Raw genomic sequence first — 26,822 nt, 5'->3', positions numbered from 1 at the left:
CTGTCCTTTTAGTTTCCTTCTTAATGAAGTCTGTTGTCAAATTACGAATAGTAAACTCCCTTGGATGTTTACTATTCGTGTTTTATGGCATCGCGTTAAGTCCGTATTCACTACCTATAATCATCACTAATTCCGGTATTCTTTGTATTAACTTTTATTACCTCTACTATAAAAAAAGTTAAGAGAATTACCTTTAATCGTTATAATGCGTGCATTCTCTAAGAAATCATGTTAATTTAAATGATTTTGTATATTTGGCTACTTATATATTGATGTTGACAAAAACCATTGTCTTTAATAGAGAAATAAATACTTGAGGGGTGTTTATGTTGCATCAATTAATCGACCAAATCAAATATTAATTGAAGGAATTTATTGACTATATAAATAGCAAGGTTTTAGTAAAAATTGCTTCATTACAAATTTTCGCCGTACTTACAAGAATCATAGCTGGTCTATTAACATCTAAGGCAATTGCTGTATTTATTGGAGCCGAAGGCATGGCTTTAATTGGTAACTTGAGAAATTTTGTAAGTGCCTCTCAAATCACAGCTTCTGCTGGACTCTATAAAGGGATTGTTAAGTATATTGGTGAGTTTAAAGAAAGTACCTCCGACCTAAGTCGGGTAATTTCTACAGCGTTTTATACGGGGTTTATCACTACCGTTTTTGTTTGCTTTTTCTGCTACATTAAAGCCGATTGGATTAATGATTTCATTTTTCCTAATTATAATGATTATGCTTACGTGATTAAGATTTTTGCAGTTGCGCTGCCTTTTTATATCTTGAACATGTTCTCGTTTTCGATAATGAATGGGTTTTCTAAGTATAAAATCTTAATTGTTATCAATATCATTGGACAGGTTTTAAGTGTCTCAATTACTTTAATTTTAATTTATCAAAATAAAATAGACGGTGCTTTAATTTCTGCGGTAATTTCAGAGTCCTTAATATTTTTAATCACTTTAGTGGGTATTATCAACAGACGTAGCTTAGTGCCGCTTATTAAAGCGAGTATGTTTCGTTTTAGTACCTTGAAAAAAATGGGTTTTTATTCGTTAATGGCCTTTTTTTCTGCGGTGCTATTACCTATTGTGGCTATTGCAATACGGTCGTATATTATTGAAAATATTGGTTATAAGGATGCTGGTTTTTGGGAAGCGATGACTCGAATTTCCAAATACTATTTAATGTTTATAAGTTCCTTAATTGGGTTGTATCTTTTACCTCGATTTTCAGAAATTAAAAGTAATATTGAATTTAAACACGAAGTATTTAGCTTTTATAAGCGGATATTTCCTTTTCTAAGTGGCGGTTTTTTACTGATTTATTTTTTGAGGAAATATATTGTGCTTGCTGTTTTAACTCCCGAGTTTGAGCCCGTAGAGGATTTGTTTTTATGGCAATTGTTAGGAGATTTTGTTAAGGTACTTGCTATTGTAATTGCTTATCAGTTTCTAGCTAAAAAAATGTTTTGGCACTATGTGCTTACCGAAGCTTTTTTAATTATTACACTATATAGTACAAGTATTTACTTTATCGATTTATTTAAGGGCATAGAAGGCGCGGTAATCGCACATTTTGTGAGTTATATTATGTATTTTGGCATTATTTTACTCATCTTTGGAGGCTCTCTTTTTGGGGTTGATAGTGGTGAGAAAGATTAAATGCAGTTTTAAAAATAACATAAAAGTTATTCAGCTTTTAATAATGCTTATAAATGACACATGATTTGAGCAACTATGCTGTTGTGAAATATACAGATTCGTATTATGACCAATGGAATGAATTTGTTTCTGTAGCAAAAAATGCGACCTTTTTATTTCATCGAGATTTCATGACGTATCATAAAGATCGTTTTGAAGATTTTTCATTATTGGTTTTTAAGAAAAATAAATTACTTGCTGTTCTTCCAGCAAATAGAGTTGGTAAAACATTGCATTCCCATCAAGGGTTAACTTATGGGGGGGTGGTATTGCAGTCTTCTGTAAAATTTAGCGTTGTTTTAGAATTGTTTTTTCATATTTTAAAGTACTTAAATTCTTGTAAATTAGAAATGCTACAACTTAAGCAAATCCCTTCCATATATACTAATTATCCCACTGAAGAAATTGATTATTTGTTGTTTGTATTACAGGCGGAATTAGTCAAAAAAGATACATTGTCGGTTGTGGACTTAGCTCGCAAATTGAAAATTTCTGGTAATAGGATGGAAGGGGTGAAACGAGGAAGAAAAAATGATTTATTAGTCAAAGAGGAGCAGGAGTTTGATTTATTTTGGAACAAAATATTAATTCCCAATTTAAAAAATAAGCATAATGCGTCCCCTGTACATAGTTTAAGTGAAATAACTTTATTAAAATCACGTTTTCCAAATAGTATAAGACAATTTAATGTGTATCATGAAGGGAAAATAGTGGCGGGAACTACTGTTTTTGAAACAGAAAGAGTAGCCCATTCGCAATATATTTCAGGAGATGAAAATAAAAATGTATTAGGTAGTTTAGATTTTTTACACCAGTATTTAATAGATGTTATTTATAAAGATACTTGTTATTTTGATTTTGGAAATTCCAATGAAGGTAATGGCTTAAAAATTAATAAAGGCCTGCAATACTGGAAAGAGGGGTTTGGAGCAAGAACCGTCACACAGGATTTTTATAAAATTAATATCAAAAATTATCACTTCATAAATGCTGTTTTTATATGATTCCTTTTTTAGATTTAAAGAAAATAAATGCTCGATTTCAGGATGAATTTCAAGATGGTTTTAATAGCTTTTTAAGTTCAGGGCATTACGTGTTAGGAGAGCAAGTAACCCAATTTGAGTCTTCATTTGCGAAGTATTGTGGTACAAAGTATTGTGCTGGTGTTAGTAATGGTTTGGATGCATTGATTTTGATATTCCGAGCTTACATTAATTTAGGAGTCCTAGAGTTAGGAGATGAAGTTATTGTACCTGGAAACACCTTTGTGGCCAGTATTTTGGCTATAGAAACAGTGGGGCTAAAACCAGTTTTAGTAGATCCAGATCTGAAAACATTTAATGTCTCAGCGAATCAGATTGAAAAAAAGATAACGTCTAAAACTAAAGCCATTTTAGTTGTGCATTTGTATGGCATGTTAGTAAATATGGAAGCTATAAATGTGCTTGCGAAAAATTATAATTTAAAGGTTATTGAAGATGCTGCTCAGGCGCATGGAGCCTTGACAGAAAAAGATGTTAAGGCTGGTAACTTAGGCGATGCTGCAGGGTTTAGTTTCTATCCAAGTAAGAATTTAGGAGCCTTAGGTGATGCTGGTGCGGTAGTTTCTAATGACTTAAGTCTGATTAATATGGTCAATAAACTTCGTAATTATGGAGGCGATATAAAATATCAGTATGAGGTTAAAGGTGGAAACCATAGGTTGGATGAAATTCAAGCCTCTTTTTTAATTACAAAATTAAATTATCTTGATGCAGACAATGAAAAACGCCGTGAGATTGCAAAATTATACCTTTCAGGAATAAAAAATAAAAAAGTTAAACTTCCGTATTATAATGGTTCCAATGACCATGTCTTTTATGCGTTTGTAGTTTTAGTAGAAAATAGAGATGCTTTTATTGATTTTATGAAAGCAAATCACATCGAAACTCTAATTCATTATCCAATTCCTCCCCACAAACAAAAGGCTTATGGTGATTTGTCTGAAGAGAATTTACCTATCACAGAGAAAATTCATTCGCAAATCGTGAGTCTTCCAATAAGTCCAGTATTGCCGTTTGAAGAAGTTAATGAAGTTATTAATGTCGTAAATGAATATTAATGGCAATGCTCAATTCTTGTAATTTAATTTCAAAAAGGTGAATATTAAGAATCTCGTAAAAGGTAACTTATTATTAAAGATAACCTCTTTGAATGCTATTTCTATTGCTGTTAAATTAATGGTTTCCATTTTTGTTCAGCGTATTTTGGCGGTTACTTTTGGGGAGATAGGCATAGCAAAGGTAGGTCAAATTCGAAATCTGATAAACATTATTACCAGTACTTCTTCGCTAGGAACTCTTAATGGTGTGGTAAAATATGTAGCGGAATTTAAAGAGGATCAGTCACGTTTTTCAGGTTTATTTTCTACCGCTTTTATTTTTGTGTTTACGGGTTCCATTATAAGCTCAGGGGTGCTTTTATTTAGTGCATCACACATTACGATGGCACTATTTGATGATTTAGAGTTTCTTGAAATTATTAGGTTATTGGCGTTGTTCCCTTTTGCTATGGGGTTGAATATGATTTTTTTAGGCGTGATAAACGGACTCTCAGAATATAAAAAATATACACTCATAGATCTGCTTAGTTATTTATTGTCTACAGTCTTTATTTTAATTGGAATGTATGTTTATGGATTAAAAGGTGTGATATGTGCTTTGGTGGTTTCACCTCTTTTACAGCTGGTGATTATCCTTTGCGTTTCTGGAAAAGGTTTAAAAAAAATTATCGCCATTAAAGAATTGGTGCTCAAAGTGCCTTACGTTAAAGAAATGGCAGCATTTGCTTTAATGTCTTTTGTTTCTACAGTCGTGTTGAATTATATCGAATTAAACATAAGAACTTTAATAACAGAAAAGATAAGTATTGAAGAAGCTGGGTACTGGACAGCAATGAGTTTGATATCTCAAAATTATATGTCGTTTGCCTCAGGGTTGTTTACTTTATATGTTATTCCGAAATTTGCAAGAATCTATAACGGACAAGTTTTTAAAAAAGAAGTATTATTTATTTATACTACCATTCTTCCTATATTTGGTACGGGTATGTTATTGGTTTACGTTTTTAGAAATTTGATCATTTCCATAGTGTACCCGAATTTTACAGGTATAGAACCTATGTTTAAATGGCAATTATTAGGTGATTTTGTAAGGTTGGCATCATGGGTTGTTGCTCACCAATTTTTAGCTAAAAAGATGGTTAAAAGTTTTATTTTTACAGAGTTATTATCTCTCGGATTGTTTTATTTTTTATCCAAATACTTAGTCGTAATTTTTGGGTCGGTAGGCGTGGTTATGGCGCATTTGTATAGGTGTATTATTTACTTTGTTGTTGTTATAGGGGTGGTGTGGTATTATTATTCATATTTGAATGATGAAAAACCTAACCATGTACTTGATTAAAAAAGGATATGGGTGAAATTAAAGCAGTTTTTTAATATAATTTGTATCAGTTATTAAGTGTTGAAATTGAATTTTAAAAGCAAATGGTGTATGAATACAACCGTAAATGATTGTTGTGTAATTGAAATACCAAAAATTGAAGATAAAAGAGGAAATCTTTCTTTTGTAGAAAAGGATTTATTGCCATATAATTTTAAGCGTGTATATTATTTATATGATGTTCCTGGTGGTGCCTATCGTGGCGGTCATGCGCATAAAGAGCAACAGGCGTTCTTAATAGCGCTAAGCGGAAGTTTTAATGTGGTTTTGGTGGATCAAGATGGTGGTAAAAAAAAGGTTTTTTTAAATAAACCCAATCAAGGTTTACTTATTTCTAATATGATTTGGAGAGAGTTAGAAGATTTTTCTTCTGGGGCAGTTTGTTTGGTGTTGGCTTCAGATGTATATAATGAAAAAGATTACATAAGGAGTTTTGATAACTTTAAAACCCATATGCTATAAAATAGAAACTAGCTTTCTAAAAATAGTATTTTGACTGGCAAAATAATGGATATAATCTTTAATGCTTTTTGATTTAATCTTTTTGAAAACGGCCCTTCCTATAGCTTTCTTCTCATAATATCCTGCTAAAAATAACAGTTCCTTATAGTGATTCATGTAAAATGATTCGATGATGTTCGCATCGTAGGTGTATTTCATGTTGAAATAATCAACCAAGTTTTTCATTTGGTTTTTCATAAATAACTGACTGTCAAAACTTTTTTTATGCGAGTAAGAAGTGTCGTGCACACGATATAAATTTAAAGATTCATTTATTGTTTTAAAGTTAGTGTTCATTGCTAAATCCACTAGAATGGGATAGTCGTCAATAGTTAGTTTCATACCCAAGTACTTGTTAAAATCTACATGTTGATATAGTTTTTTTCTAGAAAAACAGATGCCTGTAGGTGTTATTTTTCCTAGTAATAATTCCTGTTTATAAAACTCTTTTGATGCTTGGATGACGGTTTTGTTGAAAAATTTTGTTGTCGTATTCGTGCTTTCATATAGAAAATCGACGCCACTATCTATAAAACCTAAAGTATCATCCCTTTCTAAAGTATCAACCATCTTTTGAAGGGCATAATCATGCTTTAGTAAATCATCACCAGCAATATCAAAAACATACTTTCCTTGACATCGATCTAGTGTGGCCTTAAAGTTTCCAAGTATGCCTAGTTGCTTTTCATTTTTTTTTACATTGAAAATTGTAGGATGATCTACCTCATAAGCCTTAATGATTTCTAGCGTTTTGTCTGAAGAGCAATCGTCGCCAACTACAATTTCATAATTAAAATTCATCTTTTGATTGAGGACAGATTTTAAGGTTTCTTCAATATGGTTTTCATTGTTAAATGTTATAAGGTGAACTGATAAAACGATCATAAGTTATTTAAGTTTCCTAAGCAATAGGATTTTTCAATGTAGAAAATTAATATAAATAGGGCTACAATAAAAAAAATAAACACTTATTTTTGAATATTACAGCGGGTATGAAAAGTAGAGGGAAAATAGCCTTAATAGGGTATAGATTAAATAAAGGCGGTTCAGAACGTGTCATGTCTGTGTTGTCTCATTTTTTTGAAAATCAAGGTTTAGAAGTTTATATCTTTATTGTTCTGGACGACGTGGCCTTTAGTTATTCAGGTAAGCTTATTAATTTGGGTAAGTTGAAAAATAAAACTAATGGTTTATTTAATAAAGTGAATCGTTTGAGGGCGTTGAAAAAAGAAATTGACGAACATCAGTTCGATTTTATTATAGATTTTAGATTTAGAATTAAATTTCTGCAAGAATTTATTTTATCTCGATGTATTTATAATGCAAAAACCATTTATACCGTACATAGTGCTGCACTGCAAAACTATATGCCTAAACAAAAGATCTTAACTCAATTAATTTATAAAAATAGTTATAAAGTTGTTGCAATAACTAGTAAAATGCAGGAGCTTATTAAAACGAATTATAAATTGGATAATTTAGCTCGAATTTATAACCCCGCAGATATGAATCGCATCAAGGCGCTTAAAAATGAGCCGATAACTATGGGTTTTGAATTTGTAATCTCGGCAGGGCAGCTAAATACCAATGAAAAGCAATTTGATAAATTAATTAAAGCCTATTCTCAGTCTATCTTGCCTAGTAAAGGTATCGCGTTGGTTATTTTAGGTGACGGGCTTAAAAGGAATGAATTAGTTCGTGAGGCCGAAGCATTGGGTGTGGGTGATCTGGTACATTTTTTAGGGTTTATAGATAATCCTTATAAGTATTTCAGTAGAGCGAAATGTTTCTTGCTAACTAGTTTATATGAAGGTATGCCTATGGTTTTGATAGAGTCCTTAGCCTGTGGCACGCCAGTGATTGCATTCGATTGCCCTACGGGCCCTAATGAAATTATTCAAGATAAAAAAAATGGATTGTTAATTGAAAATCAAAATATTGAGGCTTTTACCGAAGGCATGAATTTGATACTAAACAATACCGAACTTTACAATTTATGTAAAGAAAATTCAGTTGAAAGTGTCGAGCGTTTTTCATTACCAATAATCGGAAAACAATGGATGGACTTAATGAACTATAACTAAGGTGAAGCATATATTGTATATTACTACTAATATAATGGGGTCAGGCGGGGTGTCAAGAATACTTTCGGTGAAGTTAAATTATTTGGTAGAAACTTTTAATTACAAAATAACAATTCTTAATTCTAACACGATTGGCGATACGCCATTTTATTCTTTTAATCCTAAAATAAAATTTTATTTCTTAAGGTCGAAGAAGTTCTTTCAGTATAAAATAGAACTAAATCAAATTATTGATAAGATTTCCCCAGATATTATTGTAAACTGTGATAATGGTTTAAAGGGGGCGTTACTGCCGTACTTGATGGATTTAAAAACACCTTTGATTTATGAAAGGCACTGCAGTAAAGATATTCGTGCGGTTTCTTATTCTGATAAAATTAAGTTCAAAATAGCTGTTTTTTTACTTGAAAAAAGTATTAATAAGTACAAAGAATTTGTCGTTCTAAATGAGCATGAAAGTAAAGTCTGGAAAGGAAGAAATATTAAAATAATTCCAAACCCACTATGTGTAGAAGTAAATCAACAAAAACGAGTAGATAACTCAAAAATAGCCATTGCCGTTGGTAGGCATTCACATGAGAAAAGGTACGATAAGTTAATCGCTATTTGGACTAAGGTTGTTGAAAAGTATCCAGATTGGGTTTTGAAAATTTATGGAGAGCATAGCGATATTATTGATTTGCAATCTATTATTAATAGGTTTAATCTTCAAGAAAATATTCAGCTTTACGATCCAATCAATGAAATAGAAGAAATTTATTCGCAAGCTAACATGTTTTTGATCACTTCAGAATCTGAATCTTTTGGACTCGTAATTATTGAGGCGATGGCTTTCGGTATTCCGGTAATTGGCTACGGAAGTACTTCTGGAACCGAAACCCTTATTGAAGATGCAAAAACAGGGTTTCTTGTTAAAAAAGATGATGCCAAGGGTTATGTTGAAAAAATTATAGCGCTTATTGAAAGTCCTAAATTAGGCCGGGAAATAGGGGGGCATGCAAAAAAGAGCTTACAAAAATTCGATTTAAATAACATTATGAGTTTATGGAATAAACTTTTTAATTCCTATTTCTAACTCTATTTTTGACGGTTAATATAGCAAAAGAAGCTTAGCCTGTATAAATTATATATTTTAAGTGAAGGGGTGTTAGATGTCAAATTTAATCTCATTTGATCTTTAAAAACTAGATAGAAAAGCATTACTAAATAATTTAATTTAAAGTGCTTAAGTTTGTTGTGAATACTTAGCATTTTTACAAAATCGACACTTATTAAGTTTTGGTTACTTAAATATTTTAAATTTTTTAAAGAGGTATGTGTTTTTTCTAAAAAGGCTTTATTTTCATCAATATCGGCATGCATTATACTATTATCAATATGTCCAACTTTTAATTGGGCTAATCGCGCTCGATAAGCGAATAAAGTGTCGTCATGACCATATTTATTTGTAACTATATCGAATTGAATGCTATCAAAAACTTGTTTGTTAACTAGTGTATTGTTAAACATTAAAGACTTATACGGTTCTTTAAGACGTTTACTCGAAGGTTTGTCTTCTCTAAATTTCCCGTATTTCCAGCGTAATCGTTTATTGCTATTAGCAACCGATTTTGGATGAATTCGTCCGCCATAAACAATATCAAACCCTTTAGAAAGGTCATCCAGATAGGTTTTGAGGTATAAGTTAGTTGTAATTATAGAATCACCATCTATAAATAGTAAGTATTTAAAATGTGATATAGATACTAAAAAATTTCTATTACTACTGTATCCTAAATTTTCTTTATTAGAAAAAAAAGTAGCGTTTTTTAAAGTGTTTATTTTTTCGTTATCCTGATTTAATGGTGATTTAGATGCGTCGTCAACACAAATAATCTCATAGTCCGTTTTTAAGAAGGAAGCTTGTTTTACCAGTTCTGATACTAATGGAAACGCGTTATAATTATAAATGGGAATTAATATAGAAATCATAGATTACCCTTTTCTCTGCACCACCTCGAAAATAGCACTGTCTTCACATTTTAATGTTTTACTAGGATATTTAAGCAGTAAAGCATAATCGTGAGTTGCCATTAAAATCGTGTTACCGTTTTTGTTTATGTCCTGAAGTACTTCCATAACCTCAATGCTGGTTTGCGGATCTAAATTACCCGTAGGCTCATCGGCTAAAATAAGTTCGGGATTATTAAGTAAAGCTCGTGCAATTGCAACACGTTGTTGCTCACCACCAGATAGTGCATGTGGAAATTTAAAGCCTTTGGTTTTCATATCAACTTTCGTTAAAACTTCTTCAACTCGGGCAGCCATAGCTTTTTTGTCTTTCCAACCTGTGGCTTTTAAAACAAAAAGGAGATTGTCGTTAATCGTTCTGTCTGTTAACAGTTTAAAATCCTGAAAAACCACACCTAGCTTTCTTCTTAAAAAGGGGATTTCTTTTTCTCTAAGTGTTTTTAAGTCGAATTCAACAATATGGCCTTCACCTTTAGTAAGCGGTAAATCGCCATAAAGCGTTTTCATAAAACTACTTTTTCCTGTGCCAGTTTTTCCAATGAGGTAAACAAAATCGCCTTTATTAATCTCGATATTAACATCAGAAAGTATCAGGTTTTCCCCTTGATAAATGGAAGCGTCTTTTAATTCTAAAATAGGATTGGACATGAAATAGTGTGATAAATTTTCGTGTTGTAAATGTATTACTTATAAGTGAAATCTTAAAACGTTTAAAACGTAAGTTTATTTCTGCTTGAAAAAGCATTTAATAACTTGGTTTATAATTATACTCATAATGTTACGTTATGTTTTTTGTATTAAATATCTTTGAGTTTAAATTAAAACCAAACTGTTGATGACTAAAAAAAATATAGTGTCACTTATAGTGGCGATACCTTTTAGTTTACAAATAATAGCGCAGGAGTCTGCTACCTACACGAATCCTTTAGCGGATTACCAAAAAGCAGTGTCTTTGTATGATAATGGCGTTTTTGGCGCCGCTCAAGCTTTATTTCAGGGTGTTAAGAAATCTACCGATGAATTAAGTATAGCATCCGATTGTTCATATTATATGGCAAATTGTGCGATTCGATTGAATCAACAGAATGCCGAACAAATGGTTGAAGATTTCGTAGAAGATTATCCTACCAGTACCAAACGTAATAGCGCTTATGTCGATGTGGCCAATTATTATTACGATAATGCTAAATATGCCTATGCACGTAAATGGTATGATAAGGTGGATGAAAATAATTTAAGCTACGCCGAACAGGAACAATTTTATTTCAACCACGGATATACAGCATTCTTAACCAAGCAATATGGTGAAGCCAAAAATTATTTTAACAAAGTAGAAAGTTCTAAAGAATATGGAGCTCAAGCTAAATACTATATTGGTTATATGGCCTATCAAGGCGATGATTACGATGAAGCCACTGCGTATTTCGATCAGGTTAGTAATCAGGAACGCTACAAAGAAAAGATGTCTTATTATCAAGCCGATTTAAACTTTAAGCTTGGTAATTTCGATAAAGCCATTACGCTTGCTAAAGGGCGCATGGATTCAAGTACACCTGAAGAAGTCTCAGAACTTTCAAAAATTATAGGGGAAAGTTATTTTAATCAAGGCAAATACAGTGAGGCTATTCCTTATTTAAAGGAATATAAAGGTAAAAAAGGCAAATGGAATAATACCGATTATTATCAACTTGGTTATGCCTATTATAAAGAAAAGGATTATGAAAATGCAGTTTCAGAGTTTAACAGAATTGTAGAAGGAAATAATTCAATTACTCAAAATGCTTACTATCACCTAGGTGAAAGTTACATTAATTTAGATAAGAAACAAGAAGCTTTAAACGCGTTTAGAACGGCGTCTTACATGGATTTTGATTCTAAAATTCAAGAAGATTCATGGTTGAATTATGCTAAGGTTAGTTACGAAATAGGAAATCCTTACGAATCGGCACCTCAGGTTTTAACAGGTTACTTGAAAAAATATCCAAAATCGACACATAACGAGGAAATTCAATCACTTTTAATAGATTCTTATATTACATCCAAAAACTACAAAGAAGCATTAAAACTACTTAAGAGTAATAATAGTTTTGAAAGTAAGGTTGCCTACCAAAAAGTAACGTTTTATCGTGGTTTAGAACTTTATGATGAAGCAAAATTTACTGAAGCAAAAGAGATGTTTTCAAATTCATTATCCGAGCCAAGAGAGCCAATCTATACCGCGCGTGCTACTTTTTGGCATGCAGAAACAGATTATAATTTAACAAATTATGCCGAAGCGCTTATAAGTTTTAAGCAATTTGAACAACAAACCGAATCTTCTGAAACTCCAGAGTATAAGAACTTAAATTACAATATGGCTTATACCTATTTTAAGTTGAAGAATTATGAGCAGTCTGCTGATTATTTCAATCGTTATGTAGACAAAAATGCCACAGATAATGTGAGGTTAAACGATGCTTATTTGCGTTTGGGTGATGCTTATTTTGTGTCAAGTAATTACGATAAAGCCATATTGGCGTACGACAAGGCTATTAAATTGGATGAAATTACATCCGATTATCCTGCTTTTCAAAAAGCCATGAGTGTTGGTTATGCAGGTAGTGCTTCAAAGAAAATAAATGAATTGGTGCGGTTTATTGATGATTATCCAAAGTCAAAATTACGTGATGATGCCATGTACGAGTTAGGTAATTCATATGTGAAGGAAAACGATATCGCCAAGGCAACAGCAATATACAATGCTTTAAGTACAGAGTACCGCATGAGCTCGTTTGTGCCAAAAGCTTTATTGCGCCAAGGGTTGGTTTATTATAATGCAAGTGATAATAATAACGCGCTTACTAAATTTAAGAAAGTAGCTAGTGCGTACCCAGGAAGTCCAGAAGCTGTTCAAGCGGTTTCAACGGCACGATTAATTTATATTGATCTGGGACAAGTTGACGATTATGCCGCATGGGTTAGAACTTTAGATTATGTTGAAGTTACAGACGTTGATCTTGACAACGCGACCTATGAAGCAGCAGAAAAGCAGTATTTAGATAATAACACCGAAAAAGCAATAAAACAATTTAATGGGTATTTAGCACAATTTCCAAGAGGGTTAAATGCTTTGAATGCACATTTTTATGTGGCTCAATTATATAGTAAACAAGGCCTGCCAGATAACGCATCGTCACACTATAAATATGTAGTAGACGCACCTCAAAGTCAGTTTTCCGAAGAAGCCTTAACGAAATTAGCGCAATACCATTTAGACAAGAAAAGCTGGAATGGCGCAACGCCGTTGTTGTTAAGACTAGAGAGCGAAGCAAGTTTTCAGCACAATATTATTTTTGCGCAATCCAATTTGATGAAAGCAAACTACCAAATGGCGAATTATCAGCAAGCAGTCGCTTACGCGGAAAAAGTGTTGGCAAATTCAAAAGCAGATACTAAAATTCAAGGAGATGCACATATTATTATTGCGCGTTCGGCCATAAAAACTGGTGATGAAGCCAAAGCGAAAGCAGCTTATCAACGTGTCGAAAAGGTCGCTACAGGTGAAACCGCTGCTGAAGCTTTGTATTACAGCGCTTATTTTAAAAATAAGGAAGGTGAGTTTGAAGCTTCTAACGTCGCTGTTCAAAAATTGGCAAAAGATTTTTCTGGATATAAGTATTACAGTGCAAAAGGGTTGGTGCTTATGGCTAAGAATTTTTATGCTTTAAAAGACGCTTTTCAAGCCACTTATATTTTAGAAAGTGTCATTCAGAATTTTTCAGAATTTGACGATGTTGTTATTCAGGCTTCCGAAGAATTAGCGAAAGTTAAGGAGGAAGAAGCTAAAACGAACGCCTCTATTCATTCAGAAGATTAAATCAATCATTCATAAAAGTAAATCTATACCAATGCGCAAGCACATAAAAAATATAGTTTCAGTTGTTTTCTTATTAAGCATATCTATTGGTTTTTCTCAGCGAAAAGAAAACGACACCTTAGATACCGGAGTTATTGATGTGGTTAAACCTTATGTACCTACCATTTCTGATGCTTTTAAGGTTAAAGAATCTCCAACTTTAGATGACGAAACGACCGATACTAAAAAGGAAATTCAATATAACATTTTTTCGTTTCCTGTAGCATCCACCTTTACGCCGTCTAAAGGAAAGGCATCTCTAGTTAAAAGAAAAAAGCGTAAGCGTTTGTATAATAATTACGCCTCGTTAGGAGGTGGAAACTTTCGTACTGTTTTAGGGGAAGCTTACGTTAGTCATATGCTAAACAGAAGCGAAACGGTAGGTGGTTATCTTAGTCACCATTCTTCAAAAGGAGGTATTGAAGACGCTGTGGTTAGAAATAGTTTTTCCGATTCAAAAATTAAATTGAACTACAATAATCAATTAAGAGATTTGTCTTGGGGTATTGAAGGCGGGTTTCAACACCAGTTCTACAATTGGTATGGAATTCCAGAACCTATCGCAAGTGATAATATATTGGTTTATTATTTAGATGATGTTGGTCATTCATTTTATGATGCACACCTAGGAGGCGACGTGACTTTTGAAGACACCTATTTGAAGTCTGGTAACGTGAAATTACGACGTTTTTTTGATAATAATGGATCGACTGAAAATCGCGTTGTTATTGATGCTGGTATGGATATTCCCGTAAGCGATTCTGAAATTTCAACCACATTTAATTTTGATTATCTAAGTGGGGCTTTTGACAGGTTTTATGATCTCGATGAGTCTTACCAGTACAGTAACTTTCAAGCTACGATTGCTCCAACTTTCGAATTAAACGAAGGTGATTTTACTTTTAATTTAGGTGCTGCAGTAACTTATTTTAATGATATGGAGGCCGGTGAAGGTAAGTTTTACTTCTACCCGAAGGTGCTGGCATCTTATCGGTTTGTAGATGGGTTACTCATCGCGTATGGTGGTGTTAAGGGGGGATTACATCAGAATACATATCGTGATTTTGCGAATGAAAATTCATTTGTGTCACCAACTTTAATGGTCTCTCCAACCAATCAAGCTTATAACGCTTTTGTGGGGTTAAAAGGAAAGGTGACTAACAAAATAAGTTATGATGTAAGCGGACATTATATTTCAGATAAAAATAAAGCCCTTTTTAAAGCAAACATGATAAAAGATGTTTCTGCAGTATATGATTATGAATATGGAAACTCATTCGGAGTGGTGTATGATGATGTCACTACCTTTGGATTAACTGGTGCATTGAATGTCGATTTAAGTAGTAATTTAAAACTTGGATTGAAAGCCGAATATTTTATATATAACACCGATGCCGAGGATGAAGCATGGAATTTACCATCCCTTAACGGATCGGCGTTTTTCGACTATCAAATTGATGAACATTGGTTTGCAGGAGCGAATTTATACTTTATGGGACAGCGTAAAGATGAAAAAAGTATAGAGTCTACCAGCAGCAAAGAAATCGTTGATGTTGATGGGTATATTGATATTAATGTTCATGGCGGATATCGTGTAAACGAGCAGCTGTCCATTTTTATAAAAGCAAACAACCTGACAAATAACGCATACCAAAGATGGCAGAGTTACAATGTACAACCGTTTCAAATCTTAGCCGGTGCGACTTATAAATTTGGAATTTAAGAAGCTACAGTAAGTCGAGCCAAATAATCGAAATGTTCACCTTCTTCAACGAGTTCACATTTTAAACCAATGGTTTCGCAAGCTAAGTTTAAGGTGTCTAGGTCTAGATATAGCCATTTCATAGCCTCTTCTTTTTCATTTTTATAAGATAGGAAGTAATCGAGTTCTCCGTAATATCCAGCATTCATGTCCATCCAATAGCCACCGTCTTCATCTTCGTACATGTATTTGATGTCCGATGAATCGATTAAAATTTGTCCGTTAGACTTTAATAAGCTTTTTAAATGGGTTAAATATTTAGAAATTTGAGTAGTTTCTTGAAAAATCCCAGTCCCATTCATTAATAATAAAATAGTATCGAAGGTTTCTGTTTCCTCTAGAAGGCTATGTAATTCGGTGTGTTCCACGCCACGTTGTTTTGAAACTTCAACGGCCCCTTCCGAAACATCGATGGCTTTAACAGATAAACCTTTTTGTTGTAAATATAAACTGTGGTTTCCTGCGCCACAGCCTACGTCTAATACGAAACCTTTACAGTGCTTTAAAGCTTTTTGCTCTAGTTTTGGCATGTCTTTAAAACCACGAAATAAATAGGGAAGGGGTAAGCTATCTTCATCTGAGATATTGGTTGCTGTGATGAGGTCTTCGGTATAATTACCGTTTTGGTAGTCGCGTAAAGCTTTTCCGAAAAGGTCTTTCATAACTCTTGTTTTTCTTATCGTACAAAGATACGCAGAGTCGCAAAGGTGGGGTAATTAAAAGTGAAAAATGAAAAGTGAAAAATTTCATGTATGTTAATAATCTATATCAAATAGAAAATCCTCAGCGCCGCTCTGTGTAATAATCCCCCGTAAGAGTAAGCAACCAAAAACCAATAACGAATAACCGACAACTAACATAATCTGTGTCTAAAATAATGCTTTGTGAGCCTCTGTGAAATCCTCTGTGAAACTCTGCGTAATAACCTATAATAATTCTAAAAGCACTACTTTTGCAACATGCAAGACCTAATAAAAAATCTTCCAAAGCAGGCTAATGATAAGCATAACGAGAATAAAAAATTCTTTACTAAGTTAAAAAAGAAAGCGCCTAAAAACTTAGACTACATCATGCAAGAGCTCCATGATGATGAGTTTAAGAAAACGGATTGTTTGGAATGTGCCAATTGCTGTAAAACCACTGGGCCGCTTTTTACAGATAAGGATGTGGATCGAATAGCGAAGTTTTTCAGGTTAAAACCACAGCAGTTTATTAGTCAGTATTTACGAATAGACGAAGAGAACGATTATGTTTTGCAGTCTGTACCATGCACGTTTTTGGGAGCCGATAATTATTGCTCCATTTATGAGGTGCGGCCAAAGGCTTGTCGCGAATTTCCACATACCGATAGAAAAAAGTTTCAGCAGATTTCAAACTTAACATTGAAAAATGTGGCCATTTGCCCTGCAGCGTTTAATATTGTAGAGGAAATGAAGAATCGGATTAAGTAGATTCTAGTGTTTTTTGTGATACACGTGTGTAATTTGGCCAATATAAGCTAAGTATTATGAACACCAAATTGACGTTAACGAAAGAAAAAGAAATCATTAAAAGGTACTTTTAAAATGCCCAAGAATCTAGATGGTCAGGACGCACTTAAGAATCGATTATTTTAACAAGAAATTTAAAGGATTTCAAAAAGAGTGAACGCGCTGTTTTAACACCAGAAACATATTTAAAAGAAAGGATTGCAGATTTTAAATTAAGGATACAATAAATAATTACTACGCGTCTTTTCAAAACTATCCAGACCATCTTTCCAACTCGCTTTAATAGCTTCTGCAGATAAACCTAACTCAATCTGTTCTTGTAATTTTGAAGTTCCGGCAAGTTTGATAAAGAAATTATTAAAAAAATCTTTTTTACTTGATGTGTTTTGGTAGGCTTCGATAAGCCAAGAGAGATTTATATAATCAATAGTTTTAGCCTCAGTTAAATCTTTACCGTAACACAGTTTATTTTGATGTTTCGGATATTTAGAACCTGCGTTGGCAACGGGTGTATATTTAAACGTGAATTTCTCTTTGTTTAAAAACGGACTTCCAAAAACTTGAAATTGTTTCTCTGTACCGCGACCAGCATTCACGTTGGTGCCTTCAAAAAAGCATAAACTCGGGTAAAGATTTATAGATTGATCGTTTGGTAAATTCGGACTCGGTTTTATGGGTAAACTGTAGCTTAAATTACGGTTGTAGTTTTTATTAGAAATTACGGTAAGCCCGCATTGTAATCCGTTTTCTAGCCATTTTTCACCATTAATCATTTTAGCATATTCGCCAATCGACATACCATGAACGACCGGAATAGGATGCATGCCTACAAAACTTTTGTTCGCTTTTTCTAAGACAGGCCCATCTATATAAGAACCATTCGGGTTGGGACGATCTAAAATAACAACTGGAATGTTTTGTTCTGCGCAAGCTTCCATAACATAATGCAGCGATGAAATATAGGTGTAAAACCGCGTACCAACATCTTGAATATCAAAAATAATAAGGTCAATACCTTTTAGTTGGGTGGCAGAGGGTTTTTTGTTCTTTCCGTAAAGTGAGACTATAGGTAAGTTTGTTTTAGTGTCTACGCCATCCTTAACCACTTCACCAGCATCTGCTTGGCCTCTAAACCCATGCTCTGGAGCAAAAACGCGCTTAATGTTTACTTTCAAAGAAACTAAGGAGTCTACAAGATGGCTAAAGGTTTCATCCTTTTTAAAGATAACAGAAGTTTGATTCGCAACAATACCAATACTTTTCCCTTCAATTAATGGTAAATAATTTTCAGTTTGATTGGCACCTACAATAATCTTGTTAAGCGTAGTGGTGTTTTTTACAGAATCAGCCTGTTTGTTTAGCGTATCACTGGTAGAAATTTTAGGATTTTCAGCTTTCACTTTAGACGAACAAGAAATGATTACCAAAACAAATAATAAAACTGTATTTTTGAAAATATTAAACCCCATAAGATAATTTGAATTACGAATTTTTTTTAGCTAAACGCATTATTGGTAGTAAAGCGTATAAAAGTAGCATATCGGCACCAATAATAAAAATTGGTATTGCTGCAATTGCCATTGGAATCATTGTTATGATGATCGCTATAGCCACTGGTATTGGTTTGCAGCAAAAAATTCGTGATAAGGTGGTGGCGTTTAATGGTCATGTTACGATTTCTAATTTTGATAGTAATAACTCCCTAGAAAGTATTCGTCCGATTTCTACAGATGTCGATTTTTATCCTGAATTCACTTCTGTAGAAGGTATTGCCCATATTCAAGCAGTGGCATCGAAATTTGGAGTAATACGCACTGAAAACGATTTTGAAGCTGCCTATTTAAAGGGTGTAGGAGCCGATTATAATTGGCGTTATTTTAAAGACTTTTTAATGGAAGGGCAACTTCCTGATTATACAGGAAAGCGAAATGAGGATATTTTAATTTCATCATATTTAGCCAATAGATTGCATTATAAGGTAGGTGATAAGATGCAAATGGTTTTTCCAAAAGAAGACACCGAGAAACTTCCAAATATCATCAACTATAAAATTGTGGGTATTTATAACTCTGGGTTTCAAGAACTGGATGCCCGTTATATAATAGGTGATTTACGTCATTTACAACGTATTAACCGATGGAAAAAAGATGAAATAGGAAATTTTGAGGTATTTATAGAGCATTATAATAAGCTGGAAGAAAAGACTCGTGAAATTTATGAAAACACGCCTTCGACCTTAAATACCGAAAGTATTACCGCTCGTTACGCTTCGGTTTTTGAGTGGATAAAAATCTTCGATAAAAACATTTATGGTATCATTGGAATTATGGTTCTAATTGCAGGGATTAATATGATTACCGCCTTGTTGGTTCTTATATTAGAACGTACTCAAATGATTGGGCTTCTAAAAGCTTTGGGAAGTAACAATTGGAGTGTGCGTAAGTTGTTTTTATATAACGCGTCTTATCTCATCCTTTTGGGTTTGTTTTGGGGTAATATTATTGGTTTAGGGCTCCTTTTTGCCCAAAAATACTTAAAATTATTACCTCTAGATCCTAGTGTGTATTATGTGACTGAAGCACCCGTTTATATCAGTTTGGGTTACATCGTTGTTTTAAACGTTGGTACACTTATATTGTGTTTGTTAATGCTGTTATTACCTTCCTATATTATCACTAAAATATCTCCAGTGAAAGCCATGCGTTTTAGGTAGGCATAACTTAATTATTCTCTATGTCGCTAATATGGTGTTCTAATGCTTTTACAGATATTTGAATTTCCATAATTAACAAGCCTAAGGAAACAATTAATAAAACTAAGGCGAAACCAAATACCCAAACCGCTATTGTAAACTGCTCGATGTAAATTAGAAACATAGTAAGCACGCAAAGTAATAAACTTGAAATTCCCGCTATTTGCATATAGCGAGTCAGGTAAAGCCGTTTCTTTATATTTTTTATTTGCTTGATATAACGCTCATCGGGGTTCTTAAGATATTTGTCATGTAAATCCCTCACTACAGCTGCATAGGCTAAAAAACGGTTCGTATAAGCAAGCATGATTAGTGATATTGCAGAAAATAAAAGTGCTGGGGTAGATAAATCAAGTCCGTGCATAAATGAATTTTTTGCAAATTTAGGAAGTTAGTTTGTGATAAGCGATGTCTGCTAATTTAATTTAGAAATATTTTGTAGGAATTTTATATCTTTAATTTATGAGAGAAGATTTTCTACATTACCTCTGGAAGTACAAGAAGTTTGAAATTAAGAACTTAAAAACAACGAATGGGACTCCAGTTTTGATTCGCTCTACTGGGGAGCATAATGTCAATTCAGGTCCAGATTTTTTCAACGCAAAACTTAAAATAGATGAACAGCTTTGGGCAGGGAATGTTGAAATCCATATTAAATCTTCCGATTGGTATGTGCATAATCACGAGCGCGACCCAGCTTATGATAATGTTATTTTGCATGTGGTTTGGGAACATGATACCGAAGTCTTTCGTAAGGATCAAGCCGTCATTCCAACCTTAGAACTCAAACATTATATAAAAGCGGAAATTTTAAATAATTACAAAGCACTTTTTTCTAAACAGAATAGTTGGATAAATTGTGCTAATGATTTCGCTTCCATCGATGATTTTATTCTGAACAATTGGATGGAGCGTTTGTTTTTTGAACGCTTGGAGCGGAAATCTAAGGTCATTGAAACCCTCTTAGAAGCTTCAAGAAATGACTGGGAAGCGGTTTTGTTTAAAATGTTAGCCAAGAATTTCGGTTTAAAAGTGAACGGTGATGCCTTTTTTAGCTTAGCTCAGTCAATCGAATTTTCTATTGTACGGAAATCCCAAAGTAACCAAAACACCTTAGAAGCTCTATTTTTCGGTCAAGCAGGATTGTTAGATCAAGATGTTGAAGATGCTTACCATTTAAGTTTGGTGAAGGAATATCAATTTCTAAAACAAAAATTTAAGCTGAAAAACAGTCAGGTTTTACCCTTACAGTTTTTTAGATTGCGGCCACTAAATTTTCCAACCATCCGTTTATCGCAAATGGCTAGTTTGTATGCTGAAAACCAAAATTTGTTTTCAAAAGTAATAGCTTCAAACGATCTAAAGTATTTTTATGAACTGTTTCATGCAGAAACATCGGCCTATTGGAAAACACACTACACGTTTCAAAAGGAATCTAAAGTTTCCGCGAAAGCGTTAAGCAAAGCATTTATCGATTTATTGCTTATTAACACCATCTTGCCTATAAAGTTTTTGTATGAGAAACAACGAGGTGAAGACATATCATCAGCATTAATTGATATCGCCGAAAAAATAGCTTCAGAAAATAATAGTATTGTTAAAGCTTTTAATGGTTTGAAGAAAATTTCACGATCTTCTATGGATTCTCAGGCCCTAATACAGCTTAAAACGAATTATTGCGATACGCATTCCTGTTTAAAATGCGCCGTGGGCAATCAACTTTTGAGTAAATAACTTTTAAAGCTTTAAAGGAAGTCTTAAATTGCGGCATGAACAATATTTATAAACTTTTATTGTTTTTTCAAAAACGCGGTTATTATGTATGTCAGCGTATTGCCGATAAATTTGGAATTCGAGCAAAAGTGGTACGCACCTCTTTTATGTATCTCACTTTTGTAACCCTTGGTTTCGGTTTTGCCCTTTATCTATTTTTAGCCTTCTGGATTCGAATTAAAGATTTGATATACACAAAACGTTCATCCGTTTTTGATTTGTAGCCTATGAATTTAGTTGGACGTTTTTTTAGAATTAGGATTTATAAGGCGCTATTTTTACTTCTAATTATTTTATTAATTGGCGTACTAGGGTTTCGGTATATTTCTGATTATGCTTGGATTGATGCGCTATACATGACGGTTATCACCATGACTACCGTTGGTTTTAGCGAGGTTGTACCTCTGGATGCCGAATCTAAAATCTTTACCATATTTTTAATTTTTGCCAGTGTTGTTATCGTGGGTTATGCCTTATCTATAATTACAGAGTATATTTTAAGTAAGAATGATGTGGAAGAGTTAAAACAAAAAAGAATGCAAAAAATGATAGAAAGCCTTAAAGACCACATCGTTATTTGTGGGTATGGAAGGAACGGTAAGCAAGCCGCTAGGAAGTTAACAGCCTATAATAAGCAGTTTGTAGTTGTAGAAAAAAACAAGGAGCTAGAAGAACGTTTGCAAATGGATGGTGTGCCCTACGTTATTGGAAACGCCAACGAAGATGAAGTGTTGAATGCTGCAGGTGTGCATCGGGCCGCTTGCTTTATTTCGGCTTTGCCTAATGATGCCGATAACTTATTTGTAGTACTGTCGGCAAGACAATTAAATAGTAGTATTAATATTATTAGTCGTGCGTCAAACGAATCGTCTTATGATAAATTGAAATTTGCTGGAGCTAATAATGTGATTTTACCAGATAAGATTGGAGGTGATCATATGGCTTCACTGGTTGTTGTTCCTGGGTTAATGGAGTTTATTGATAACCTTTCTATTGTTGGAAAGTCTGATATAAATGTTGAAGAAATCGCCGTGGAGAAACTTTATAACCCGAAAGATTTAAAAACCATTAAGGATTTAGACTTGAGGCGAAAAACGGGATGTACGGTTATTGGTTTTAAAAATGAAAAAGGGGAATACATTGTAAACCCTGAAGCAGATTTAGTTTTGGTTCCAAACTCTAAAGTTATATTTCTTGGGCGCCCTGAACAGATTGCGGTTTTAAATTCAGTATACAATATTCACTAGTATCTTCTCAGTTTTAACAGCCTTAGTTTTAAAAAACCGTTTTTTTTTAGCATCTTGCTAGCTTTTAAAACCAAATCAACAAAAAAAGTAATAATTACTACCTTATGAAGAAATATCTTCTTTCAATTTTAACAACAATAACTCCATTTTTAATTTTTGCTCAAGAATCAACTTCCGAAAAAATAGATCGTATTTTTCAAGAGTATACAGGTTGGTTTGTAGAAGCTATATTTTACGAAATTCCATTTTCTGAAACTTATAAAATTCCTTGGGTTTTAATCGTTTTAATGGGAGGAGCAGTTTTTTTTACAATCTATTTTAGATTTATAAATATTACAGGTTTTAGTAAAGCGATAAAGGTTGTTCAAGGAAAATATGAAGATATCGAAAAGCATGGCGCAGATACTTTGTACGGTGATTCTACTCCAAATGAAGATGCTAATATTATTGAAACCCTAAGAGACGATAGTGCTCATGGAGAAGTTTCTCATTTTCAGGCCTTAACAGCAGCTCTGTCTGCAACTGTTGGATTGGGGAATATCGCTGGGGTAGCCGTGGCGTTATCTATTGGAGGTCCTGGTGCCACATTTTGGATGATCGTAGCGGGTTTACTAGGGATGGCTTCTAAATTCGCAGAATGTACATTAGGTGTAAAATATAGAGATGTAGGTGAAGATGGTACGGTTTACGGTGGTCCGATGTACTATTTAACTAAAGGGTTTAAGGAAAAAGGCATGAAAGGTTTCGGTAAAGTACTTGCTGTGATTTTTGCCATTTTTGTTATAGGAGGGTCATTTGGTGGCGGAAACATGTTTCAAGCCAATCAAGCGGCAGCTCAGTTTACAAAACTTTTTAATTTTGAGAATGAGAATGCGGGTATGTATTTCGGTATGGTTATGGCCGTTCTTGTTGCCGTTGTTATTATTGGTGGTATTAAAAGAATTGCTTCTGTAACCGAAAAAGTAGTGCCTTTTATGGCTGGAATATACGTTTTAGCGTCTTTAATAATTTTAGGGGCTAACTGGACTTTAATCGATGATGCATTTGGTTTAATTTATGAAGGTGCGTTTTCTGGTCTAGGAATAGCCGGTGGATTAGTTGGTGTTATGATTCAAGGTATTAGACGTGGCGCATTTTCTAATGAAGCAGGTGTAGGTAGTGCTGCCATTGCACACTCGGCGGTAAGAACAAAATATGCTGCTAGTGAAGGTATTGTTGCGCTTTTAGAACCGTTCGTAGATACTGTGGTTATTTGTACAATGACCGCCTTAGTGATTGTAATCACAAATTTTGATGGTGGTTTTATGGAGTACGGTGTGCCAATTAAAGAAGGTGTTGAGTTAACAGCAATCGCTTTTGATTCTGTGATTCCGCATTTTTCTATCGTATTAACTATAGCTGTAATTTTATTCGCCTTTTCAACCATGATTTCTTGGTCTTACTATGGTATGCAAGGTTGGGTGTTTTTATTCGGAAAAGGAAAACTAAGTGATTTAATTTATAAAATATTATTCTTGTTCTTCGTTGTTGTAGGGGCATCTATTAGTTTAGGAGCCGTTATCGATTTCTCTGATGCCATGATATTTGCTATGGTAGTTCCTAATATTATAGGTGTAGTTATTCTATCGCCAGTAATTCGTACGGAATTGGTTAAGTATTTAAAAGCTATTAAAGTGAAAGAAGAAGCGATGGACGAAGGTGCTGAAGATCTTACTAAACATATGTAGTCTTTAGTATCATAAAACTTTTATATGAAATCCCATGTCACTTTTTCTAAAAATCAGCGAAATGGGATTTTTTTATTGTTGTTACTTATTGTTGTTTTTCAGTGTGTTTATTTTTTTATTGATACGCCTTCCGAAGCGGTTCAAATCAATTCAAAAGCTTTTGTAGCTTTCGAAAAAGAAATAGACTCCTTACGATTAGCAAAACTTCAGAAAAAAGAAAATGCTATAAAACCTTTCAATCCAAATTATATTAATGATTTCAAAGGTGCTGTTCTAGGCATGTCTAATGAAGAAATTGACAGACTATTAGCTTTCAGAAAAGAAAATAAATGGATTAATTCTTCTGGGCAATTTCAGGAAGTTACTAAAGTGTCAGACTCCTTTTTAAAGGTGATTTCTCCTTATTTCAAATTTCCAGATTGGGTAAGTGAAAAGAAGAACAACAAACTATTTGTATATGCCAACAAGAAGAAGCGAAAGACTTTTGCGGAAAAGCAAGATTTAAACACCGCTTCAGCAGTGCAACTTCAAAAAGTAAATGGAATAGGTAAGGTGTTTTCAGAGCGTATTATAAAATTCAGAAATACGTTTGTAGCTGGTTTTATTGCCGATGTGCAGCTAGAAGATGTTTATGGTTTATCTCCTGAAGTGATAGAAAGAATAACCAATGAGTTTACGGTAAAAACACCTAAAGCATTTAAGAAAATAAATTTAAATCAGGCCACAGTGGAGGAGTTGGTTACGATCCCGCATATCGATTACGATTTGGCGTTCCATATTATAGAACAGCGCCAATTAAGAAGCGGTTATAAATCCTGGAGTGAATTATTGAAAGTAAAGGACTTCCCTGTAAATAAAATCAAGATAATTGAATTATATTTGCAGCTCGAAAAAAACAGAGATGAATAATTTGTACTTCACCGAAGAGCATAATCTTTTTAGAAAAAGCCTTCAAGATTTTTTACAAAAAGAGGTTGTTCCGCACATAGATAAGTGGGAGCAAACCGGAGAAATCGAAAGATTTATTTGGAAGAAATTTGGGGAAATGGGCTTTTTAGGAATTAAATATCCTGAAGCTTATGGCGGGATGGATTTAGATTTGTTCTACACTATTATTCTTCTCGAAGAACTACAGAAAATAAATTCAGGAGGTTTTGCTGCAGCCATTTGGGCACATGTTTATTTAGCCATGACGCATCTTGACGCAGAAGGTAGCGAAGCCATTAAACAAAAATATTTAACACCTAGTATTTCAGGTGAAAAAATTGGTTGCCTTTGTATTACTGAGCCTTTCGGCGGAAGTGATGTTGCTGGACTTCGCACGACTGCAGTAAAAGATGGTGATTCATATACAATCAATGGCTCTAAAACGTTTATTACTAACGGAATTTTAAGTGATTACTTAATTGTTGCCGCTAAAACGGACCCTGAAGCTGGAGGAAAAGGCATTAGCATTTTTGTTGTCGATAGAGAAACACCAGGTATTTCGGCTACAAAACTGGATAAGCTCGGATGGAGAGCATCTGACACTGGTGAAATAGCTTTTGATAATGTAAAGATTCCGGCTGAAAACCTTTTGGGTGAAGAGGGTAAAGGCTTTCCTTATATCATGCAACATTTTTCATTAGAGCGATTAATCATGGGGGTTAATGCCCATGCTAGAGCAGAATTTGCATTAGAATATGCTTTAAAATATATGAGTGAGCGTCAAGCTTTCGGAAAAACTATAGATCAGTTTCAAGCCTTAAGACATTCAATTGCAGATTTGGCTACTGAAGTTGAATTTTGTAAAGCTTTTAATTATTCGGTAACTTACCGATTAAATAAAGGGGAGTATGTGGTCAAAGAAGCGACCATGTCAAAGTTAAAATCAACGAAAGTGGCCGACGATGTCATATACCAATGTCTGCAATTTTTGGGAGGTTATGGTTATATGGAAGATTATCCTTTAGCAAGAATGCTTCGCGATAGTCGTTTAGGGCCTATTGGAGGCGGAACTTCAGAGATTCTGCGAGAGATATTAGCCAAGATTATTATAGATAAAAAGGCCTATAAACCAGCGACATAAAATATTTTTTATTTTTTGATGCTGAATATAGAAATATTTCTATATTTGCAGCCTGAAAATTCTAAAAGAGAGGAGGTTAAGACACTATGTTAATAATTCCAATAAAAGAAGGAGAAAATATAGAGAGAGCTTTAAAGCGTTTTAAGAGAAAGTTTGATAAAACTGGATCAAGACGTGCACTACAAACGCGCAAGCAGTTTGACAAGCCTTCTGTTTTACGTAGAGCGCAAATACAAAAAGCACAATACGTTCAAGGACTAAGAGATGCTGAGAACATCTAAGTTATTTTGAGTTCTCACAATTCATATAAATCCCGCTTCGTGCG

General features: G+C 33.7%; 24 protein-coding genes. 18 read left to right on the top strand and 6 right to left on the bottom strand.

Going from position 1 to position 26,822, the window contains the following annotated elements; genetic code table 11:
• Nucleotides 1–362: 362 nt before the first annotated feature.
• The 5 genes from KO493_RS05730 (at nt 363) to KO493_RS05710 (ending at nt 5,650) form a co-directional block, all read left to right on the top strand.
• Nucleotides 363–1,667, top strand: a complete 1,305-nt coding sequence (locus tag KO493_RS05730; RefSeq protein WP_216066984.1) for an O-antigen translocase — start codon at nt 363–365, stop codon at nt 1,665–1,667.
• A gap of 53 nt (nt 1,668–1,720) precedes the next feature.
• On the top strand, nt 1,721–2,710 hold the full coding sequence (locus KO493_RS05725) for a GNAT family N-acetyltransferase (RefSeq protein ID WP_216066983.1): 990 nt from the start codon (nt 1,721–1,723) through the stop codon (nt 2,708–2,710).
• The gene (locus KO493_RS05720; protein ID WP_216066982.1) at nt 2,707–3,807 is read left to right on the top strand and encodes a DegT/DnrJ/EryC1/StrS family aminotransferase; all 1,101 of its coding nucleotides are present in this window, start codon (nt 2,707–2,709) and stop codon (nt 3,805–3,807) included. The genes KO493_RS05725 and KO493_RS05720 overlap by 4 nt, the downstream gene beginning before the upstream one ends.
• Before the next feature lie 37 nt (nt 3,808–3,844).
• Entirely contained in the window at nt 3,845–5,149 is a 1,305-nt protein-coding gene (locus tag KO493_RS05715; protein WP_216066981.1) for an O-antigen translocase, read from the top strand.
• 90 nt (nt 5,150–5,239) lie between these two features.
• Nucleotides 5,240–5,650: a sugar 3,4-ketoisomerase gene (locus KO493_RS05710; RefSeq protein WP_216066980.1), complete on the top strand. Its 411-nt coding sequence runs from the start codon at nt 5,240–5,242 to the stop codon at nt 5,648–5,650.
• On the opposite strand, the gene KO493_RS05705 is transcribed toward KO493_RS05710, so the two are convergent.
• Nucleotides 5,645–6,574, bottom strand: a complete 930-nt coding sequence (locus KO493_RS05705) for a glycosyltransferase family 2 protein (RefSeq protein WP_216066979.1) — start codon at nt 6,572–6,574, stop codon at nt 5,645–5,647. The genes KO493_RS05710 and KO493_RS05705 overlap by 6 nt on opposite strands.
• An 89-nt stretch (nt 6,575–6,663) precedes the next feature.
• On the opposite strand from KO493_RS05705, the gene KO493_RS05700 reads away from it, so the two are divergent.
• Together KO493_RS05700 and KO493_RS05695 are read left to right on the top strand one after the other, a co-directional pair.
• Nucleotides 6,664–7,773: a glycosyltransferase gene (locus KO493_RS05700; RefSeq protein WP_216066978.1), complete on the top strand. Its 1,110-nt coding sequence runs from the start codon at nt 6,664–6,666 to the stop codon at nt 7,771–7,773.
• Between the two features lies 1 nt (nt 7,774).
• On the top strand, nt 7,775–8,848 hold the full coding sequence (locus KO493_RS05695) for a glycosyltransferase (RefSeq protein ID WP_216066977.1): 1,074 nt from the start codon (nt 7,775–7,777) through the stop codon (nt 8,846–8,848).
• Between the two features lie 2 nt (nt 8,849–8,850).
• On the opposite strand, the gene KO493_RS05690 is transcribed toward KO493_RS05695, so the two are convergent.
• Both KO493_RS05690 and KO493_RS05685 read right to left on the bottom strand, forming a co-directional pair.
• Nucleotides 8,851–9,744, bottom strand: a complete 894-nt coding sequence (locus KO493_RS05690; RefSeq protein ID WP_216066976.1) for a glycosyltransferase family 2 protein — start codon at nt 9,742–9,744, stop codon at nt 8,851–8,853.
• A gap of 3 nt (nt 9,745–9,747) precedes the next feature.
• Nucleotides 9,748–10,431 carry a cell division ATP-binding protein FtsE gene (locus KO493_RS05685; protein WP_216066975.1) on the bottom strand — a complete coding sequence of 228 codons (684 nt, stop codon included), beginning with the start codon at nt 10,429–10,431 and terminating at the stop codon, nt 9,748–9,750.
• Nucleotides 10,432–10,618: 187 nt separating this feature from the next.
• On the opposite strand from KO493_RS05685, the gene KO493_RS05680 reads away from it, so the two are divergent.
• Nucleotides 10,619–13,639 carry a tetratricopeptide repeat protein gene (locus KO493_RS05680; RefSeq protein ID WP_216066974.1) on the top strand — a complete coding sequence of 1,007 codons (3,021 nt, stop codon included), beginning with the start codon at nt 10,619–10,621 and terminating at the stop codon, nt 13,637–13,639.
• A 31-nt stretch (nt 13,640–13,670) separates the two neighbouring features.
• Nucleotides 13,671–15,401: a TonB-dependent receptor gene (locus tag KO493_RS05675; RefSeq protein ID WP_216066973.1), complete on the top strand. Its 1,731-nt coding sequence runs from the start codon at nt 13,671–13,673 to the stop codon at nt 15,399–15,401.
• Here KO493_RS05675 and KO493_RS05670 read toward each other — a convergent pair.
• Entirely contained in the window at nt 15,398–16,102 is a 705-nt protein-coding gene (locus tag KO493_RS05670) for a class I SAM-dependent methyltransferase (RefSeq protein ID WP_216066972.1), read from the bottom strand. The two genes, KO493_RS05675 and KO493_RS05670, sit on opposite strands and share 4 nt — an antisense overlap.
• A gap of 297 nt (nt 16,103–16,399) precedes the next feature.
• On the opposite strand from KO493_RS05670, the gene KO493_RS05665 reads away from it, so the two are divergent.
• Complete coding sequence (locus KO493_RS05665; RefSeq protein ID WP_216066971.1) at nt 16,400–16,891, top strand: YkgJ family cysteine cluster protein; 492 nt, start codon at nt 16,400–16,402, stop codon at nt 16,889–16,891.
• A 251-nt stretch (nt 16,892–17,142) separates the two neighbouring features.
• Here the strand turns inward: KO493_RS05665 and KO493_RS05660 are convergent, their stop codons facing one another.
• Entirely contained in the window at nt 17,143–18,399 is a 1,257-nt protein-coding gene (locus tag KO493_RS05660) for an exo-beta-N-acetylmuramidase NamZ family protein (RefSeq protein ID WP_216066970.1), read from the bottom strand.
• 8 nt (nt 18,400–18,407) lie between these two features.
• Here KO493_RS05660 and KO493_RS05655 point away from each other — a divergent pair, with 8 nt between their 5' ends.
• Entirely contained in the window at nt 18,408–19,643 is a 1,236-nt protein-coding gene (locus tag KO493_RS05655; RefSeq protein WP_216066969.1) for an ABC transporter permease, read from the top strand.
• Nucleotides 19,644–19,650: 7 nt separating this feature from the next.
• Here KO493_RS05655 and KO493_RS05650 read toward each other — a convergent pair whose 3' ends face one another.
• The gene (locus KO493_RS05650; RefSeq protein ID WP_216066968.1) at nt 19,651–20,046 is read right to left on the bottom strand and encodes a DUF2721 domain-containing protein; all 396 of its coding nucleotides are present in this window, start codon (nt 20,044–20,046) and stop codon (nt 19,651–19,653) included.
• Nucleotides 20,047–20,144: 98 nt separating this feature from the next.
• On the opposite strand from KO493_RS05650, the gene KO493_RS05645 reads away from it, so the two are divergent.
• The 7 genes from KO493_RS05645 to rpsU all read left to right on the top strand — a co-directional run bounded on the left by KO493_RS05645 (nt 20,145) and on the right by rpsU (nt 26,778).
• Nucleotides 20,145–21,416 (top strand): DUF2851 family protein, encoded by a 1,272-nt coding sequence (locus KO493_RS05645; RefSeq protein WP_216066967.1) that lies wholly within the window; start codon nt 20,145–20,147, stop codon nt 21,414–21,416.
• A gap of 35 nt (nt 21,417–21,451) precedes the next feature.
• The gene (locus KO493_RS05640; RefSeq protein WP_216066966.1) at nt 21,452–21,679 is read left to right on the top strand and encodes a PspC domain-containing protein; all 228 of its coding nucleotides are present in this window, start codon (nt 21,452–21,454) and stop codon (nt 21,677–21,679) included.
• Between the two features lie 3 nt (nt 21,680–21,682).
• On the top strand, nt 21,683–22,702 hold the full coding sequence (locus tag KO493_RS05635; RefSeq protein WP_216066965.1) for a potassium channel family protein: 1,020 nt from the start codon (nt 21,683–21,685) through the stop codon (nt 22,700–22,702).
• Nucleotides 22,703–22,806: 104 nt separating this feature from the next.
• Nucleotides 22,807–24,429 (top strand): alanine/glycine:cation symporter family protein, encoded by a 1,623-nt coding sequence (locus tag KO493_RS05630; RefSeq protein WP_216066964.1) that lies wholly within the window; start codon nt 22,807–22,809, stop codon nt 24,427–24,429.
• Nucleotides 24,430–24,453: 24 nt separating this feature from the next.
• Nucleotides 24,454–25,338, top strand: a complete 885-nt coding sequence (locus KO493_RS05625) for a ComEA family DNA-binding protein (protein WP_216066963.1) — start codon at nt 24,454–24,456, stop codon at nt 25,336–25,338.
• Nucleotides 25,331–26,497 (top strand): acyl-CoA dehydrogenase family protein, encoded by a 1,167-nt coding sequence (locus KO493_RS05620; RefSeq protein ID WP_216066962.1) that lies wholly within the window; start codon nt 25,331–25,333, stop codon nt 26,495–26,497. Before KO493_RS05625 ends, KO493_RS05620 begins: the two co-directional genes overlap by 8 nt.
• Before the next feature lie 86 nt (nt 26,498–26,583).
• Nucleotides 26,584–26,778, top strand: coding sequence for a 30S ribosomal protein S21 (gene rpsU / locus KO493_RS05615; RefSeq protein WP_216066961.1), 195 nt, complete (start codon nt 26,584–26,586; stop codon nt 26,776–26,778).
• Nucleotides 26,779–26,822 lie beyond the last annotated feature (44 nt).

This window comes from Pseudotamlana agarivorans (assembly GCF_018860245.1).
Lineage (GTDB): Bacteria > Bacteroidota > Bacteroidia > Flavobacteriales > Flavobacteriaceae > Pseudotamlana > Pseudotamlana agarivorans_A.
This window is presented reverse-complemented; position numbering and strand designations above follow the sequence as displayed.